Annotated in this window: 14 protein-coding genes; 6 read left to right on the top strand and 8 right to left on the bottom strand. The window is 69.1% G+C overall.

Going from position 1 to position 16,405, the window contains the following annotated elements:
* Window positions 1-77 precede the first annotated feature (77 nt).
* Both AB0C59_RS31665 and AB0C59_RS31660 read right to left on the bottom strand, forming a co-directional pair.
* A complete protein-coding gene (locus AB0C59_RS31665) occupies window positions 78-1,463 on the bottom strand; it encodes a class II fumarate hydratase (protein ID WP_363010722.1) in 1,386 nt (461 codons plus the stop codon).
* Window positions 1,464-1,589: 126 nt separating this feature from the next.
* Complete coding sequence (locus tag AB0C59_RS31660; protein WP_363010720.1) at window positions 1,590-3,266, bottom strand: fumarate hydratase; 1,677 nt, start codon at window positions 3,264-3,266, stop codon at window positions 1,590-1,592.
* Window positions 3,267-3,436: 170 nt separating this feature from the next.
* On the opposite strand from AB0C59_RS31660, the gene AB0C59_RS31655 reads away from it, so the two are divergent.
* The gene (locus tag AB0C59_RS31655) at window positions 3,437-4,156 is read left to right on the top strand and encodes a DUF1707 domain-containing protein (protein ID WP_363010718.1); all 720 of its coding nucleotides are present in this window, start codon (window positions 3,437-3,439) and stop codon (window positions 4,154-4,156) included.
* A gap of 165 nt (window positions 4,157-4,321) precedes the next feature.
* Complete coding sequence (locus AB0C59_RS31650; protein WP_363010716.1) at window positions 4,322-4,693, top strand: WhiB family transcriptional regulator; 372 nt, start codon at window positions 4,322-4,324, stop codon at window positions 4,691-4,693.
* Window positions 4,694-4,805: 112 nt separating this feature from the next.
* On the opposite strand, the gene glpX is transcribed toward AB0C59_RS31650, so the two are convergent.
* A complete protein-coding gene (glpX, locus tag AB0C59_RS31645; RefSeq protein WP_363010714.1) occupies window positions 4,806-5,843 on the bottom strand; it encodes a class II fructose-bisphosphatase in 1,038 nt (345 codons plus the stop codon).
* A gap of 130 nt (window positions 5,844-5,973) precedes the next feature.
* Here glpX and AB0C59_RS31640 point away from each other — a divergent pair, with 130 nt between their 5' ends.
* The gene (locus tag AB0C59_RS31640; protein WP_363010712.1) at window positions 5,974-6,498 is read left to right on the top strand and encodes a DUF4245 domain-containing protein; all 525 of its coding nucleotides are present in this window, start codon (window positions 5,974-5,976) and stop codon (window positions 6,496-6,498) included.
* Here the strand turns inward: AB0C59_RS31640 and AB0C59_RS31635 are convergent.
* Together AB0C59_RS31635 and xseA are read right to left on the bottom strand one after the other, a co-directional pair.
* Window positions 6,485-6,733: an exodeoxyribonuclease VII small subunit gene (locus tag AB0C59_RS31635; RefSeq protein WP_363010710.1), complete on the bottom strand. Its 249-nt coding sequence runs from the start codon at window positions 6,731-6,733 to the stop codon at window positions 6,485-6,487. The genes AB0C59_RS31640 and AB0C59_RS31635 overlap by 14 nt on opposite strands.
* A gap of 9 nt (window positions 6,734-6,742) precedes the next feature.
* Window positions 6,743-7,993: an exodeoxyribonuclease VII large subunit gene (gene xseA, locus AB0C59_RS31630; protein ID WP_363010708.1), complete on the bottom strand. Its 1,251-nt coding sequence runs from the start codon at window positions 7,991-7,993 to the stop codon at window positions 6,743-6,745.
* 132 nt (window positions 7,994-8,125) lie between these two features.
* On the opposite strand from xseA, the gene AB0C59_RS31625 reads away from it, so the two are divergent.
* Entirely contained in the window at window positions 8,126-9,130 is a 1,005-nt protein-coding gene (locus tag AB0C59_RS31625; protein WP_363010706.1) for a 4-hydroxy-3-methylbut-2-enyl diphosphate reductase, read from the top strand.
* A gap of 41 nt (window positions 9,131-9,171) precedes the next feature.
* Window positions 9,172-9,918, top strand: a complete 747-nt coding sequence (ppgK, locus tag AB0C59_RS31620; protein WP_363010704.1) for a polyphosphate--glucose phosphotransferase — start codon at window positions 9,172-9,174, stop codon at window positions 9,916-9,918.
* A gap of 55 nt (window positions 9,919-9,973) precedes the next feature.
* Here ppgK and AB0C59_RS31615 read toward each other — a convergent pair whose 3' ends face one another.
* On the bottom strand, window positions 9,974-10,591 hold the full coding sequence (locus tag AB0C59_RS31615; RefSeq protein ID WP_363010702.1) for a DUF6542 domain-containing protein: 618 nt from the start codon (window positions 10,589-10,591) through the stop codon (window positions 9,974-9,976).
* A 199-nt stretch (window positions 10,592-10,790) separates the two neighbouring features.
* On the opposite strand from AB0C59_RS31615, the gene ychF reads away from it, so the two are divergent.
* A complete protein-coding gene (gene ychF, locus AB0C59_RS31610) occupies window positions 10,791-11,879 on the top strand; it encodes a redox-regulated ATPase YchF (protein ID WP_363010700.1) in 1,089 nt (362 codons plus the stop codon).
* A 102-nt stretch (window positions 11,880-11,981) separates the two neighbouring features.
* On the opposite strand, the gene AB0C59_RS31605 is transcribed toward ychF, so the two are convergent.
* Together AB0C59_RS31605 and AB0C59_RS31600 are read right to left on the bottom strand one after the other, a co-directional pair.
* Window positions 11,982-12,674 carry a SprT family zinc-dependent metalloprotease gene (locus tag AB0C59_RS31605; RefSeq protein WP_363010744.1) on the bottom strand — a complete coding sequence of 231 codons (693 nt, stop codon included), beginning with the start codon at window positions 12,672-12,674 and terminating at the stop codon, window positions 11,982-11,984.
* A gap of 98 nt (window positions 12,675-12,772) precedes the next feature.
* On the bottom strand, window positions 12,773-16,369 hold the full coding sequence (locus AB0C59_RS31600) for a type I restriction endonuclease (RefSeq protein ID WP_363010698.1): 3,597 nt from the start codon (window positions 16,367-16,369) through the stop codon (window positions 12,773-12,775).
* Window positions 16,370-16,405: the final 36 nt, after the last annotated feature.

The following is a 16,405-nucleotide window of genomic DNA, read 5'->3' as shown; positions in this document are numbered from 1 at the left end:
ATATTAGGTGCCTCAGGCATCAGACGCGGCAGTGCCTTTCACGGTTCGTCCACAGGCGGGTCGTCCGGGGGAAGCGGCTACGGGCGCGTCATCCGCAGCACGTCGAGCGCCTCGTCCAACTGCTCCAGGGTGAGGTCGCCGCGCTCCACGTACCCCGAGTCCAGGACGACCTCGCGGATGGTCCTGCGCTCGGCGAGCGCCTTCTTGGCGACCTTCGCCGCCTCCTCGTACCCGATGTACTTGTTGAGGGGGGTGACGACGGAGGGCGAGGACTCGGCGTACTCGCGGGCGCGTTCGCGGTGCGCGACGATCCCGTCCACCGTCCGGTCGGCGAGCAGCCGCGACACCTGGGTGAGGAGCCGGACGGACTCCAGCACGTTCTTCGCCATCACCGGCATCATGACGTTGAGCTCGAAGGCTCCGGAGGCGCCCGCGAAGGTGATCGCGGTGTCGTTGCCGATGACCTGCGCGGCGACCATGAGGACGGCCTCCGGGATCACCGGGTTGACCTTGCCGGGCATGATCGAGGACCCCGGCTGGAGGTCGGGGAGCGCGATCTCGGAGAGACCGGTGCGCGGCCCCGAGGCCATCCACCGCAGATCGTTGGAGATCTTGGTCAGCCCGACGGCGATCGTCCTGAGCTGTCCGCTCGTCTCCACGACGCCGTCCCGGGCGCCCTGGGCCTCGAAGTGGTCGCGGGCCTCGGTCAGCGGCAGTCCGGTGGCCCGGGCGACCTCGGCGATGACGGCGGCGGAGAAGCCGGGCGGGGTGTTGATCCCGGTGCCGACCGCAGTGCCGCCCAGCGGCAGTTCCGCGAGCCGGGGCAGCGAGGCGTTCAGCCGCTCGACGCCGTGGCGCACCTGGGCCGCGTAGCCGCCGAACTCCTGGCCGAGCGTCACGGGGGTGGCGTCCATGAGGTGGGTGCGCCCGGCCTTCACGACATCCGCGAACTCGTCGGCCTTGCGTTCGAGAGAGGCCGCCAGGTGTTCGAGGGCCGGGACGAGGTCGCGGGTGATGGCGGCGGTGGCGGCGATGTGGAGGGAGGAGGGGAAGACGTCGTTGGACGACTGGGAGGCGTTCACATGGTCGTTGGGGTGGACCTCCCTGCCGAGCCGCTCGGCGGCGAGCGTGGCGATGACCTCGTTGGCGTTCATGTTGGACGAGGTCCCGGAGCCGGTCTGGAAGACGTCCACGGGGAACTGCTCGTCCCAGCGCCCCTCGGCCACCTCGGCGGCCGCGTCCTGGATGGCCTCGGCCATGTCCTTGTCGAGCACGCCCAGCTCCGCGTTGACCTTGGCGGCGGCGGCCTTGACGCGGGCCAGGGCCTCGATGTGCGCACGCTCGATCCGCTGCCCGGAGACGGGGAAGTTCTCCACGGCCCGCTGGGTCTGCGCCCGCCACTTGGCCTGCGCGGGAACCCGTACCTCACCCATGGAGTCGTGCTCGATGCGGTATTCGCTCATGGTGGGTACAGCGTGGGAAGCCCGGAGGATGTTCCGGACCGGACCCCGGATTAGCCCGTCCGGACCGCACACCCGGCGGGGCGAGGCGGCGGGGGCGGAACCCGTCCCCGCCGCGCTCCGACGGCGCTACGCCAGCCCGGGCCCCCGCACCGGAATCGAGGTGAACGTCGGCGCGGGCGCGGGGTCCTGGAAGAAGTCGTTCCCCTTGTCGTCCACCACGACGAACGCCGGGAAGTCCTCGACCTCGATCCTCCACACCGCTTCCATGCCGAGCTCCTCGTACTCGACGACCTCGACCTTCTTGATGCAGTCCTGCGCGAGCCGCGCGGCCGGCCCCCCGATCGAGCCCAGGTAGAAGCCGCCGTGCGAGGCGCACGCGTCCGTGACCTGCCTGCTCCGGTTCCCCTTCGCGAGCATCACCTTGGAACCGCCCGCCGCCTGGAACTGCTCGACGTAGGAGTCCATGCGCCCGGCCGTGGTCGGACCGAACGACCCCGACGCGTACCCCTCGGGCGTCTTGGCCGGACCGGCGTAGTACACCGGGTGGTCCTTCAGGTACTGCGGCATCTCCTCACCCGCGTCCAGCCGCTCCTTGATCTTGGCGTGCGCGATGTCGCGCGCCACGACCAGCGGCCCGGACAGCGACAGCCGCGTCTTGACGGGGTGCTTGGACAGCTCGGCGAGGATGTCGTCCATGGGCTGGTTCAGGTCGACGCGCACCACGTCGCCCTCCTGCTCCAGGTGCTCGTCGGTCGTCTCCGGCAGGAACCGCGCCGGGTCCGTCTCCAGCTGCTCCAGGAACACGCCCTCGGCCGTGATCTTCGCGACCGCCTGGCGGTCGGCCGAGCAGGAGACCGCGATGGCGACCGGACAGGAGGCGCCGTGCCGCGGCAGCCGCACCACGCGCACGTCGTGGCAGAAGTACTTGCCGCCGAACTGCGCCCCGATGCCGATCCTCTGGGTCAGTTCGAAGACCTTCTCCTCCAGCTCCTGGTCCCGGAAGCCGTGACCGAGCGGGGACCCCTCGGACGGCAGCTCGTCCAGGTAGTGCGCGGAGGCGTACTTGGCGGTCTTGAGGGCGTACTCGGCGCTGGTGCCGCCGACGACGATCGCCAGGTGGTAGGGCGGGCACGCGGCCGTCCCCAGCGAACGGATCTTCTCCTCCAGGAACTTCATCATGGAGGCCTCGTTCAGGACGGCCTTGGTCTCCTGGTAGAGGAAGCTCTTGTTGGCGCTGCCGCCGCCCTTGGCCATGAACAGGAACTTGTAGGCGCCGCCGTCCGTCGCGTACAGCTCGATCTGCGCCGGCAGGTTGGAGCCGGTGTTCCTCTCCTCCCACATGGTGACCGGGGCCATCTGCGAGTACCGCAGGTTCAGCCGGGTGTAGGCGTCGTAGATGCCGCGGGAGAGGGCCTTCTCGTCCTCGCCCCCGGTGAGGACGTTCTGCCCGCGCTTGCCCATGACGATCGCCGTGCCGGTGTCCTGGCACATCGGGAGCACGCCCGCCGCCGCGATGTTCGCGTTCTTCAGCAGGTCCAGCGCGACGAACTTGTCGTTCCCCGAGGCCTCGGGGTCGTCGATGATGCGGCGCAGCTGGGCCAGGTGCGCCGGGCGCAGATAGTGCTGGATGTCGTGGATGGCCTCTTCGGCGAGCTTGCGCAGCGCCTCCGGCTCGACCTTGAGGAACGTACGCCCGTCGGCCTCGACGGTGGAGACGCCCTCGGAGGTCACCAGCCGGTAGGGCGTGGTGTCCTCTCCTGTCGGCAGCAGATCGGTGTACGCGAACTCAGGCATCTCGCCCATTCCTCACTAGACAGACAGCGGCTGGCCTCCGTTGGCAGCGTCCACCAGCGTAGAACCTGCCGTCGGCGGCCGACTTGTGAGGTAAGGCTCAGTCGGGCTCGGCGGTGGACTCTCCGCAGGTGCGGACCGAGGGGTAGTCGCGATCTATCGCGTTTGGGTACGCTGCTTCCGTGGACCTTCACAAGAGCCCCGCTCCCGTGGCCGCCCGGCCCGTGCCCCCGGCCGACCTGCGCTGCTCCGACGCCGACCGCGACCGCGTCGCAGACCTTCTGCGCGACGCGCTCGCCGAGGGCCGCCTCACGGCCGAGGAGCACGCCGAGCGGGTGGAAGGCGTGCTGAGTGCCAGGACGGCCGGCGAGCTGGACCGGTTCGTCCAGGACCTGCCCGCGGCCCACCCGCACCACCCCGCCGCGGGGGCGTACGCCCCGCCCCCGAACCGCCCGGCCCCCGCTCCGATACCCGTCGAGCCCGACGACCACGTGGTGGCGGTCTTCAGCAGCGCCGTGCGCAGGGGCCGCTGGCGCCCCGGCCGCCGTATGCACGCCTACGCGATCTTCGGCAGCGTCGAGATCGACCTCAGCGAGGCGATGTTCGAGTACCGGCAGGTCGTGATCAGGGCGATCTCGGTCTTCGGCAGCGTCGACATCCGCGTCCCGGAGAACGTCTCCCTGCGCGGCACCGGCGGGGGCGTCCTCGGCAGCTTCGAGGTCAGTCCGCTGGACTCCGCCGACCAGGACGCGCCGGTCGTCCACGTGGACGGTCTCGCCCTGCTCGGGAGCGTCGATGCGCGGCCGAAGCGGGGCAAGCTCGTCGCGGACATCCTCGACCGGGTCTCGGACAAGGTGTCGGGCAAGGTCGACAAGGCTTTGCGCAGGCATCTGGACCGTTGACGGGTGTGAATCCGGACACCTCGAAGCAGGGTGGTCCGGCACCCGGAGGGGCGCGAACACCCTCTGGGGGACCAGCGGTTGGGAACTCAGTGCATAGGCGCGCGCACAGCGGGTAGGCCTTGTTGCATCGTCTCTCGCTCGCGAAGCCGTCGTCAGGAGTGGACCGTGCTGCAACCGCCGCTTTCGTCCCTGCAGGTCGCCGACGTCCCGCAACAGCGGGTGCCGGTGCACGACAGGGACCAGGACGCCCCATGGCACACGGAGGCGGTGTGCCGGCGCGACGAGGCCGGCCTGTTCTTCGCCCCCTCCAAGGAGCCCACCGCGGCCCGGCTGTCGCGCGAGGAGGCGGCCAAGCGGGTCTGCGGGCGCTGCCCGGTGATGGTCGAGTGCCGGGAGCACGCGCTGCTCCAGCCCGAGCCCTACGGGGTGTGGGGCGGTCTGACGGCCGCCGAGCGCCGTGTGGTGCTCGCCCGGCGCCGCCGCCGCGACATGGAGCTGAAGAAGGCCGCGCGGGGAACGATAGCCGCGGCCGGCTGACGGCAGGCCATCGCGCGCTCGCACCGTCCATATGAGGGCGCCCTTTCCGCACCGAGGGCGCCCCACGGCACGGGGTGGGCCGCCGGACCGGGGTCCGGCGGCCCGTGCCCGGCTACTTCGCCCGGTCGAAGTCGATGTCGCTGTAGGCGCGCAGCTTGCTCAGCCGGTGCACCGAGTCGATCCGGCGGACGGTGCCGGACTTCGAGCGCATCACGATCGAGTCGGTGGTGGCGGTCTCGGAGCGGTAGCGCACCCCGCGCAGCAGTTCGCCGTCGGTGATGCCGGTCGCGACGAAGAACACGTTGTCACCGGAGACGAGGTCGTCCGTGGTCAGCACGCGGTCCAGGTCGTGGCCGGCGTCGATGGCCCGCTGGCGCTCCTCGTCGTCCTTGGGCCACAGCTTGCCCTGGATGGTGCCGCCCAGGCACTTCACCGCGCACGCGGAGATGATGCCCTCGGGCGTCCCCCCGATGCCCAGCAGCAGGTCGATGCCCGTGCCCTCGCGCAGCGCGAGGATCGAACCGGCGACATCGCCGTCCGAGATCAGCTTGATACGGGCACCGGTCTCCCGCACCTCCTTGATGAGGCCCTCATGGCGCGGCCGGTCCAGGATGACGACCGTGACGTCCTCGGGGGCGGACCGCTTCGCCTTCGCGACCCGGCGGATGTTCACCGACGCGGGCGCGTCGATGTCCACGTAGTCGGCCGCCTCGGGCCCGGTGACCAGCTTGTCCATGTAGAAGACGGCGGACGGGTCGAACATCGTGCCGCGGTCGGCGGCGGCGAGCACGGCGATGGCGTTGGGCATGCCCTTGGCCGTGAGCGTGGTCCCGTCGATCGGGTCCACGGCGATGTCGCACTCCGGACCGGTGCCGTCACCGATCCGCTCCCCGTTGAAGAGCATCGGGGCCTCGTCCTTCTCGCCCTCACCGATGACGACGACGCCGTTCATCGAGACGGTGTGGACGAGGTTCCGCATGGCGCGCACGGCCGCGCCGTCCGCCCCGTTCTTGTCGCCGCGGCCGACCCAGCGGCCCGCGGCCATGGCGGCGGCCTCGGTGACCCGGACGAGTTCGAGGGCGAGGTTGCGGTCCGGTGCCTCGGAAGGAACTTCGAGCTCGGACGGCAGGTGGTGATGATTCTCGGTCATCGGAGCGCACCTTTCTGACTGATACGACGACGGCCGGATGAGGGTGTGCCCCAGACTCTATCGTTAGGCAGACAAAATGAGCAGGGGGCCCCACGGATGAGCAGACCCCTGCACCTGCGACGATGGGGGCGTGGCAGGCACGAATGGCAAGCAGAAGACGGTCCGGGACATGATTCTCTCCCTGGGCCTGATCGGGCTGATGGCAGGCGTCATCTACCTCTTCTTCATTCCCCACGACGAGCGCGCCCCCGACGCCAAGCGGGTCGACTACCGCGTCGAACTGCTCACGGCCCGCCGGTCGGCGCCCTACCCGGTGGCGGCGCCCGAGGGCCTGCCCGCCACCTGGAAGGCCACCTCGGTGACCTACCAGGGCGCGCGCTTCGATGCCTGGCACCTCGGCTTCCAGGACCCCACCGGTCAGTACGTGGCGATTGAGCAGTCGACTCAGCGGCCCGCCGACTTCATCGACGACGCGAGCCAGGGCGGCAAGGAGTCGACGACCAGGCAGACCATCGACGGCCAGGTCTGGCAGCGCTACACCGGGGGCCGCTACGACGCGCTCGTGCTCCGCGACAAGGGCTCCACGACCGCCGTCGTCGGCACGGCGTCCTTCGAACAGCTGACGAAGATGGCGCAGGCGCTCACGGCGAAGTGACGCCGCCGTCGGTCGCCGCCGCGTCCTCGCCCTCCTCCTCGGCGAGCGCGGCGTCCAGGCGCCTGCGCGCGCCTTCGAGCCAGGTCCGGCACACCTTGGCCAGCGCCTCGCCCCGCTCCCACAGCGCCAGGGACTCCTCAAGCGTCGTGCCCCCGGCCTCCAGGCGCCGTACGACCTCGATCAGCTCGTCCCGCGCCTGCTCGTACCCGAGTGTCTCGTCCGTCTCGCTGGTCATACGCCCACCCTAGATGTCGCCCTCGTCCAGGCCCGACCCGGTCGAAGGGCCCCCGCTCTCGACCCGGACCGTGAACTCGCCCTCGGCCACCCGTGCGCGCAGGGTCTCGCCGGACGAGACCTCCCGGGCGCCCCGCACGACCTGCCCCTGCGGCTTCTGCAGCACCGCGTAGCCGCGCCGCAGCGTCGCGGCCGGCGACAGCGCGACCACGCGCGCGTGCGTGTGCGTGAGCTCCGACTCGGCCCGGTCCAGCAGATGCCGCAGGGTGCGGCGGCCCCGGTCGGCCAGGGAGGTGATCTGCTCGGCCCGCTCGTCGACCATGCGGTGCGGGTCCTCCATCGAGGGCCGCGCCAGCGCGTGCGCGAGCCCCCGCTCCTCCCGCTCCACCAGCCCCCGCACACAGCGCCGCGCCCGGTCCCGCAGCCCCTGTACGCGCACGAGCTCCTCACCCACGTCCGGCACGACCTTCTTGGCGGCGTCGGTCGGGGTGGAGGCCCGCAGGTCGGCGACATGGTCGAGCAGCGGATTGTCCGGCTCGTGGCCGATGGCCGACACCACCGGCGTACGGCAGCCCGCCACCGTACGGACGAGCTGCTCGTCGGAGAAGGGCAGCAGATCCTCCACGCTGCCGCCGCCCCGCGCCACGATGATCACGTCCACCGCCTCCAGCGCGTCCAGCTCCCGCACGGCCCGCACGACCTGGGGCACCGCGTGCACACCCTGCACGGCGACGTTGCGGACCTCGAAGCGGACGGCGGGCCAGCGGTGCCGCGCGTTCTCCAGCACATCGCGTTCCGCCGCCGAGGCGCGGCCGCAGACGAGACCGACGAGCTGCGGCAGAAAGGGCAGCGGCTTCTTGCGCTCGACGGCGAACAGCCCCTCGGCCGCCAGGGCCTTCTTCAGCTGTTCGAGCCGGGCGAGCAGCTCCCCGACGCCCACGGGCCGTATCTCGGCCGCGCGCAGCGACAGCTGCCCGCGCGGGGCGTACCACTCCGGCTTCGCGTGGACGATCACGCGGGCGCCCTCGCTCACCACGTCGGCGACCGCGTCGAACACCTGTCGGTAGCAGGTGACGGAGATCGAGATGTCGTGCGACGGATCGCGCAGCGTCAGGAAGACGACACCGGCCCCGGGCCGCCGCGACAGCTGGGTGATCTGCCCCTCGACCCACACGGCCCCGAGCCGGTCGATCCATCCACCGATGAGCCGCGACACCTCGCCGACGGGCAGCGGCGCCTGCGCGGACGTGTTGAGAGCCATGCGCCGAGCGTAGCCGCCGCCACTGACGACACCGGGCCGTCACCCGGCCTTTCCCGGCCCTCCACACCCCCCGCCCACCTGCCGCCCGCCGCCCCGGGAGGCGATCCGCACCCGGCCGGACACGGCCTTACGATGGTCCGCATGACCGCTTCGCCTGGCCGCCGTGTCCTGCTCGCCGCCCCCCGGGGCTACTGCGCGGGCGTCGACCGTGCCGTGATCGCCGTCGAGAAGGCCCTGGAGCAGTACGGGGCCCCGATCTACGTCCGCCACGAAATCGTCCACAACAAGTACGTCGTGCAGACCCTGGAGAAGAAGGGCGCGATCTTCGTCGAGCAGACGGAGGAGGTGCCGGCGGGGAACATCGTGATGTTCTCCGCGCACGGCGTCGCCCCCGCGGTCCACGAGGAGGCCGAGCGGGGCCGGCTCGCCACCATCGACGCCACCTGCCCGCTGGTCACGAAGGTCCACAAGGAGGCCGTCCGGTTCGCCGACGACGACTTCGACATCCTCCTGATCGGGCACGAGGGCCACGAGGAGGTCATCGGCACCTCCGGCGAGGCCCCCGAGCACATCCAGCTCGTGGACGGCCCCGGGGACGTCGCGAAGGTCGAGGTGCGCGACCCGTCCAGGGTCGTCTGGCTGTCCCAGACCACCCTGTCCGTGGACGAGACCATGGAGACGGTCGACGCCCTCAAGGAGAAGTTCCCGCAGCTGATCTCCCCGCCCAGCGACGACATCTGCTACGCCACGCAGAACCGCCAGCTCGCGGTGAAGCAGATGGGCGCCGAGGCGGACCTGGTCATCGTCGTCGGCTCCCGCAACTCCTCGAACTCCAAGCGGCTGGTCGAGGTCGCCAAGCTCGCGGGCGCGCGCGAGGCGTACCTGGTGGACTTCGCCGACGAGATCGACGAGGCCTGGCTCGAGGGCGTGTCGACGGTCGGCGTGACCTCGGGCGCCTCCGTGCCGGAGGTCCTGGTCGAGCAGGTGCTGGAGTGGCTCGCGCCGCACGGCTTCGAGGACGTCGAGCTCGTCAAGGCGGCGGAGGAGTCCATCACCTTCTCGCTGCCGAAGGAACTGCGCCGTGACCTGCGTGCGGAGGCCGCGCGGCGACTCGCGGGCGGCACGGCACAGGACTGAGCGCCAGGAGCGCGTCCGCCCCACGACGTACCGTGGTGCCCATGCAGATCTTCGGTGTGGACATCGGCGGTTCCGGAATCAAGGGCGCACCCGTGGACCTGGAAAGGGGCGAGCTGGCGCAGGAGCGCCACAAAGTGCTCACCCCCCACCCGGCGACACCCGACGGCGTGGCCGACGCTGTGAAGGAGGTCGTCGGCCACTTCGGCTGGACCGGGCCGGTCGGCATCACCTTCCCCGGCGTCGTCACGGGCGGATCCATGATCCGCACGGCGGCGAACGTCGACAAGAGCTGGATCGACACGGACGCCCGTACGCTCTTCGGCAGCCGTCTGAACGGGCTGCCGGTGACCGTGCTGAACGACGCGGACGCGGCGGGCGTGGCGGAGATGAAGTTCGGCGCCGGCCGTGACCGCAAGGGCACGGTCATCGTGCTCACCCTCGGCACCGGCATCGGCAGCGCCCTGTTCGTGGACGGCGCGCTGGTGCCGAACACGGAGCTGGGCCATCTGGAGCTCGGCGGCCACGAGGCCGAGAAGCGCGCCTCCACCAAGGCCAAGGAGGACCACGACCTGACGTGGGAGCACTGGGCCCGCCGGGTGCGGAAGTACCTGGCCCACGTGGAGATGCTGTTCTCGCCCGAGCTGTTCGTCATCGGCGGCGGCGTCAGCCGCAAGTCCGAGAAGTTCCTGCCGCTGATCGAGGGCGTCACGGCGGAGATCGTGCCGGCGCAGCTGCAGAACAACGCGGGCATCGTGGGGGCGGCGATGCGGGCCGCCACGACGGCGTAGCGCACCCGGGCACCGCCGTACGTGCTGCTCAGGCCCTACGGCGCCACCGTGCGGGTCAGGCCGGGCGGCGGCGCTGCGCCGCCCGCCGCCGCACGTCCCGCACCCGGCGCACGGTCGCGATGACACCCGCCACGAGCGTGCCGCCGTACAGCCAGCCCGCCTGGGTGGCGAGAGCCGTCACCAGCCCCACCGTGAGCTCCCCGAGCCCGCTGTCACCGTCGGCCACCGTCAGCAGCCCCGCGGCGAAGGCGATCGGCACCACCACGGGCGCCGCCACCAGGTCGCCGGGCCGCACCCACAGCGCGGTCAGCACGCACACGGGCAGGAACAGCGCGCCGTAGACGGTGAGCGACGAATCGAACACCAGTTGGTCGAAGCAGCCGATCACGAGCATCACGGCGGCGCAGAACAGGCCGCCGCCGAGGCCGGTGAGTCGCGGGCCCGGCAGGCGTCGTACCGCCTGCTCATGCGGCGCGGCGTCCCGTCGGAGGACAGGTCGCCGCGTCGGCGGGCGCCGCTGGGCGCCGCCGCCGGATTCGGGCCGGCCTGCGGAGGGGGGCCGCAGGGCCGTGCCGGACCGTGCGCCGACGGCTGCCGACCTCCGGCCCTGCGGGGGGAGGGGGGCGCCACGTCGCGGTCCGGAGTGCGGGGGTCGTGTCCTGTGTTGCTCCACTGCACCAACTTAGGTCGGTTTATGTGTGGAATGGCCTCTGGGACACGCCGTTGACACGACCTTGTCCAAGCGTTCGATACGTCGCCGGGGTGGTACCGGGCACCCCGTAGACTGGTGGACTGGCCCGCTCACTCTCCTGACGGACCCGGGCCCACCGCCCCAGTCCTCCACCCCCACCTCACGTACGGGAAGTCGCAACGTGTCGCTCACGATCGGAATCGTCGGCCTGCCCAATGTCGGCAAGTCGACCCTGTTCAACGCCCTGACCAAGAACGACGTGCTGGCGGCCAACTACCCGTTCGCCACGATCGAGCCGAACGTCGGCGTCGTGGGTGTCCCCGACGCCCGTCTGGGCAAGCTGGCGGAGATCTTCAAGTCGGAGCGGGTGCTGCCGGCCACCGTCGACTTCGTCGACATCGCCGGAATCGTGCGCGGCGCCAGCGAGGGCGAGGGCCTGGGCAACAAGTTCCTCGCGAACATCCGCGAGTCGGACGCCATCTGCCAGGTCATCCGCGCCTTCAAGGACGAGAACGTCGTGCACGTCGACGGCAAGGTCTCGCCGAAGGACGACATCGAGACGATCAACACCGAGCTGATCCTCGCGGACCTCCAGACGATCGAGAAGGTCCTGCCGCGCCTCCAGAAGGAGTCGCGCATCAAGAAGGACATCGCCCCGAAGGTGAAGGCCGTCGAGGAGGCGAAGGAGATCCTGGAGAAGGGCGACACGCTCTTCGCGCACGGCATCCTGCAGGGCAGCGAGCGTGCCGAGCTGCTCCACGACCTGCATCTGCTCACCACAAAGCCGTTCCTCTACGTCTTCAACGTCGACGAGGACGAGCTGACGGACGACACCTTCAAGGACGCCCAGCGCTCCCTGGTCGCCCCCGCCGAGGCGATCTTCCTGAACGCCAAGCTGGAGGCGGACCTCGCCGAGCTGGACGAGGACGAGGCCCTGGAGCTGCTCCAGTCCGTGGGCCAGGACGAGCCGGGACTCGCGACCCTGGCCCGCGTCGGCTTCAACACCCTGGGCCTGCAGACCTACCTCACGGCGGGCCCGAAGGAGTCCCGCGCCTGGACGATCAAGAAGGGCGCCACGGCCCCCGAGGCGGCCGGCGTGATCCACACCGACTTCCAGAAGGGCTTCATCAAGGCGGAGGTCGTCTCCTTCGACGCCCTGGTCGAAACCGGCTCGGTCACCGAGGCCCGCGCGAAGGGCAAGGCCCGCATGGAGGGCAAGGACTACGTGATGCAGGACGGGGACGTGGTGGAGTTCCGGTTCAACGTTTAGTTGAAATTTGAACCACTCTCGTTCTCGGGAACGAGAGCATGAAGGGCCCGCCTATAGAGGCGGGCCCTTCTGCGTGGCTCTCAATCTGTGCAAGCAATGAGGTCAGATGGCTCCGCGCCACAGACTCGGCTCTGCTTTTGCGAACTGGCGCTCCAGAGTGTCAAGGTCCTCAAGCGTCATACGCATTCTGCGCCGGAATGCGGCACCGTGAGCAGGTACTTTCAGGTGTGTGAGCTCATGGACGAGAACCAGATCCACAAGGCTCGGCGGTAGCTGCATGAGTGCCCAGTGCAGCCTGATGGAGCCGTCAGGCTCGCAGGCTCCCCAGCGTTCTCCAAGTTCTTGGACCGTCACGCTCCGTGGAGTGACACCCGTGCGCTCAGCCAGAGGTGCAGCGCGGGCGGATGCCCATCGTGTACCTCGCGCTGTGTACCACTGGGCAATCAGGCGAGCACCTTGTTGCGGCGACTCAGTCTCTGGAAGCTCCAGCCAGCCCTGGTTCAGTCGCACCCGCTTATCCGAACCGGCCTGCACTACTTTCAGCCGGTGGCGGCGCCCGAGGTACGCGAAGCTCGTCCCGCCCACCAGCTCCTTGACGGGTTCCCCTCCGCCATGCCTGCGTCGCTCTACCTCGCCGGCAAGCCGGGGCAGCCGAGAGCGTACAGCTTCGGCGACGGCCTGTGGATCGGCGTCCGCCGGCACAGCGAAGAGCACACCGCCGTCCTCCCGGATCTCAATCCCCAGCGTCCGGCGCCGTGGCCGCACGACGACCTGCCACGTCCACTCCCTTGGCATGGGGAGTGACGCGAGAGCGGACTGGACGGTGAGGCTCACCAGTCATTCGTACCATCTGGCGCTGAGAGGGGCCGTGAGCGCCGCCGACGCTGCATCTGTTAACGGGACCGTCTCCCGTAGCGCAGGAAGTCGTCACGGCGCTCCACGGCGAGCTCCAAGAGCCCGGCCGCCAGGTCAGCGGTCGCCTCCCACTCGATGTGGAGGTGGTCTGCCACTCTGAACCGGAGTTCCCTGCGTACATCGTCACGCGCATCGGGCTGTGCCGGAAAGTGTGGTTGTCTTACCAGCACGGCTATGTCCACGGAGATGCCGCACGCTGCCTCGTAGAGATCTACGTCTCCAGGAACGGACACAGAGTCGACCTGCTCCAGCTCCCTAGCCAGCGCTCGGTACACCGGCCCTTCAGTCAGCGGATCGAGGCTCGGACCCGTCTCCTCGACGTCCTCCGTGACATCTCCGACGAGCCGGGTGAGGTCGGCGGCGGCCTGCTCGAAGTCCTGACGCATCCGCTGGACGATCTCCTCCAGGCGACTGCTGAAGAGCTCGTAGCGCGCACGGTCTGTGCCGATATTCGCTGTGATGTGCGTACGCAGTCGACTGATCATGTAGCGGGTCCTGGCACGTACGTCTTGATTTGCTTCGACACGTTCCATGAAGTCGGGCGCGGTCAGCTCGACGGGAGGAATCCGCAACTCGACACCGGTGACCCGAATGTGGTTGGCGATGAGCTTGCGCACCTTGGCGCCGTATCGGCGCGGGCTGAACTCGTCGCGACCGTCCAGGTAGCTCTGCCTCGCCAGGTACTGGACCTCGCCGAGGTGGCCGGCCAGCCGCTCATAGGTGAGTGCGTACGGACGGGGAAGGACAGCGCCGAGGGCGGTAAGGAAGGCGCGCACCAGCTCGTCGAACTCACCACGTGCCAGCGGGTCGGCGAGCTCTTCCAGGAGCGCCTCACGGCGCTGCTCGTCGGCCAGAGAAATGGTTCCGTAGACGTCGTACGAGGCTAGGTTTCGTGCTTCTAGGAAGCGGGAGACAGAGCCGTGCAGGTCCTTCAGGAGCTTATCGGCAGCAGCGTCTGCCTGAAGGAGCAGTCCGTCCCCGGTGGGCTGATCTCCCGCAAAGTCCCGTGCGAGGTGGTCTACGCTCACGTTCTGGTAGCCGTAGACCTGGCGCAGGTGATGCTGTTCGTAGTCGCGCAACGAGCGGGCCAATTCGTCCCCGATGCCCACGAAGTCGACGACCAATCCCCACTTCTTGCGCGGGTATGGGCGGTTAGTGCGCGCTACGGCTTGGAGAAGTCCCACACCGGAGAGGGCACAGTCCAAGTAGAGGACTTGCTCAACGGGTGCGTCGAAGCCTGTCAGGAGCATCGACTGGACGACGAGGAAGGCCAGCGGCTCGGCGGCTTCCTGATCGTCGTCCGTGGTATCCCAACGATCCTCGTCCGTCACTTCGCTGGATTCTTCCCCAGCTGTCCAGACATCGGTCACAGGTGCCTCGGGTGAGAACAGTCCCTGGCCTGGCATGCCGTGCGGATCAACATCCCAAGACGGGTCGACCGCGGAACCGAGCGGATCGCCAAGTCCCGCTTTGAAACGCTCGATGTGCGAGTCTTGGCGGGACTTCAATGTCCAGTCCCGCCAATCCGCGGGATCCTTCTGCCGATCACCGTGGATCACCACTGCGGCGTCGATGGAAGCGAGGACGTCCCGGTGAGGGAGCATGGCCAGGAGCTCTCGTGTCTCCCTGCTGGCGCCGAGCACTGCTGCCGGATCGTGGCGTAGGGCTGGGTCCAGTTCATCGAGTTGCCGGACCAGTCGGTCACGGGCGATGAGCAGAGCACTCCGGTACCGGACAGCCGCACGCCGGGACACTGCGACCAACTGGGCACCGAATCGGTCGGGCAGAGCAAAGACCGCCCAGTGCCGCAGCATGTAGTCGGCCTTGTCAGCAATCACGGACGGGGCTTCGAGCACCTCTTTCCGACGTGCAAACTTCCGCAGCACGCGTTCACGCTGCTCCGGATCAGCAGGCACCTGTGTGTCGAATTTGGCGTCCAACGCGGCCTTCTCAACGACCTCCAAAGGCACGTCGTAAGCCTCGTAGCGCACTGGCACGACAGACCGGTCCTGCTCGGCGTCACGCAGCGTGTACGTGTCGACGATCGAACCAAAGATCTCCTCGGTCTTCTTGCGCGCTTCGCTGATAATGGGCGTCCCGGTGAAGCCGACAAGCACGGCGTTCGGCAGCAGCGCTCGAAGCCGGGCATGCAGCCAGCGGTCCTGGCCTCTGTGAGCCTCGTCGATGAGGACCACGATGCGTGAACTGGGATTGGCGACGTTGACTTGGACGTGTGTCTTCTCTTGGCCGTCCTCGGTGCCCAGCTTCTCCTCGCGCCCGTCGTAGGCGGTGTCGTCGCGTTGTGCCTTCTGGAGCATGACCAGGACGACGTCGGGCACTCGGACGGCGAGGTGTGCACGTGCGTCCGCCACCCCGTCCGCCCGGTGGACGGTCTCCTCAGCCGCAGCCATCGACTCCAGAATCTGCTTCTCAAGATCGATGCGGTCGGTGACGACGACGACTTTGTGCCCCTTGAGCTCCTGGCTGCTCCTGAGATGACGTACCAGGAAGGCCATGGTGAGGCTTTTGCCAGAGCCCTGGGTGTGCCAAATGACCCCACCCCGCTGGCTGGCCTCGTGTCCTGCCGCGATCGCTGTAGTGCGCTCCCTGAGCGCTCGGGCGAGCCGGCGGACGGCCCGGAACTGCTGGTAGCGACCGACCACCTTGAGCGTGCGGCCGCCCTGACCGCGCTCGGTGGTGAAGTCCCGCACTAGCGTCAGAAGGTGGCCTGGGGTAAGCACACCCGCGACCAGCACGGCCATGTCGGTGTCGCAGCCATTGGCGGGCGCGGGCTCAGTTGTGCGCCACGGCGTGAAGTACTCGGGGGTCGAGGTGACGGTGCCGAGTTCGGCGTACTTCCTGTCGGTGCCAATCAGGACCTGAGCGTATCGAGTGAACTCCGGCACAGGCGCAGGAGACTCAAGGCTTGCGTACCGGCAGACCTGGCCGACAGCATCGTCCAAGGCAGCCCTGCTGTCGCTTCCAGAGGTGAGTGGGGCCTTGCATTCGATGACAACCCAGGGCAGCCCGTTGACGAACAGTACGAGGTCCGGGGTGACGTGGGACAGCCCCTCGCGGTCCACGCGGAACTGGCTCACTGCCAGGAAATCATTACGCCCGCCGTTTTCCCCGTCCCAGTCGACAAGCTGGACATGCTCGGGGTCGCCCTTCCGCCAGCCAGGCAGGGTCCGGGCATTGACGCCATCACGTAGCAACTTCGTGACCGCGAGGTTGGCGGCTACCCCTCGTTCGGCCGGCCCCTGGCCCGGGGCAGTGCCCAGGACGAGGGAGAGGAGACGGCCAAGCTGGGCGGGAGTCAGCCACGTTCCGCCGCCTCCGGGGGCAGGGTTGATCTTGGCTACGGCGTCCCGGAAGCGATCCTCGTAGAGGACATCTTTGTACGTGGCTCGTTGAGACAGTGCGGCGCTGCTGACCGGCTTTCCAGGAGTGGCACCTTCCAGGTGCTCCCACCCGAGTCCGACCAGCTGCGTGATCAGCGGCTTCTCGGTCTTCAGATACTCCGGTCCCGCTTGCTCGAGTCCGGCGTCTTCTGGTAGCCCCTGCTGCCCACCCACTGCTGAACTCCCTGCCTCTCACAAGTACGTACCAGT

The organism is Streptomyces sp. NPDC048664 (assembly GCF_040650555.1).
Classification (GTDB): domain Bacteria; phylum Actinomycetota; class Actinomycetes; order Streptomycetales; family Streptomycetaceae; genus Streptomyces.
The sequence above is the reverse complement of the archived record's forward strand: the minus strand, read 5'-3'. Positions and strand labels throughout refer to the sequence as shown.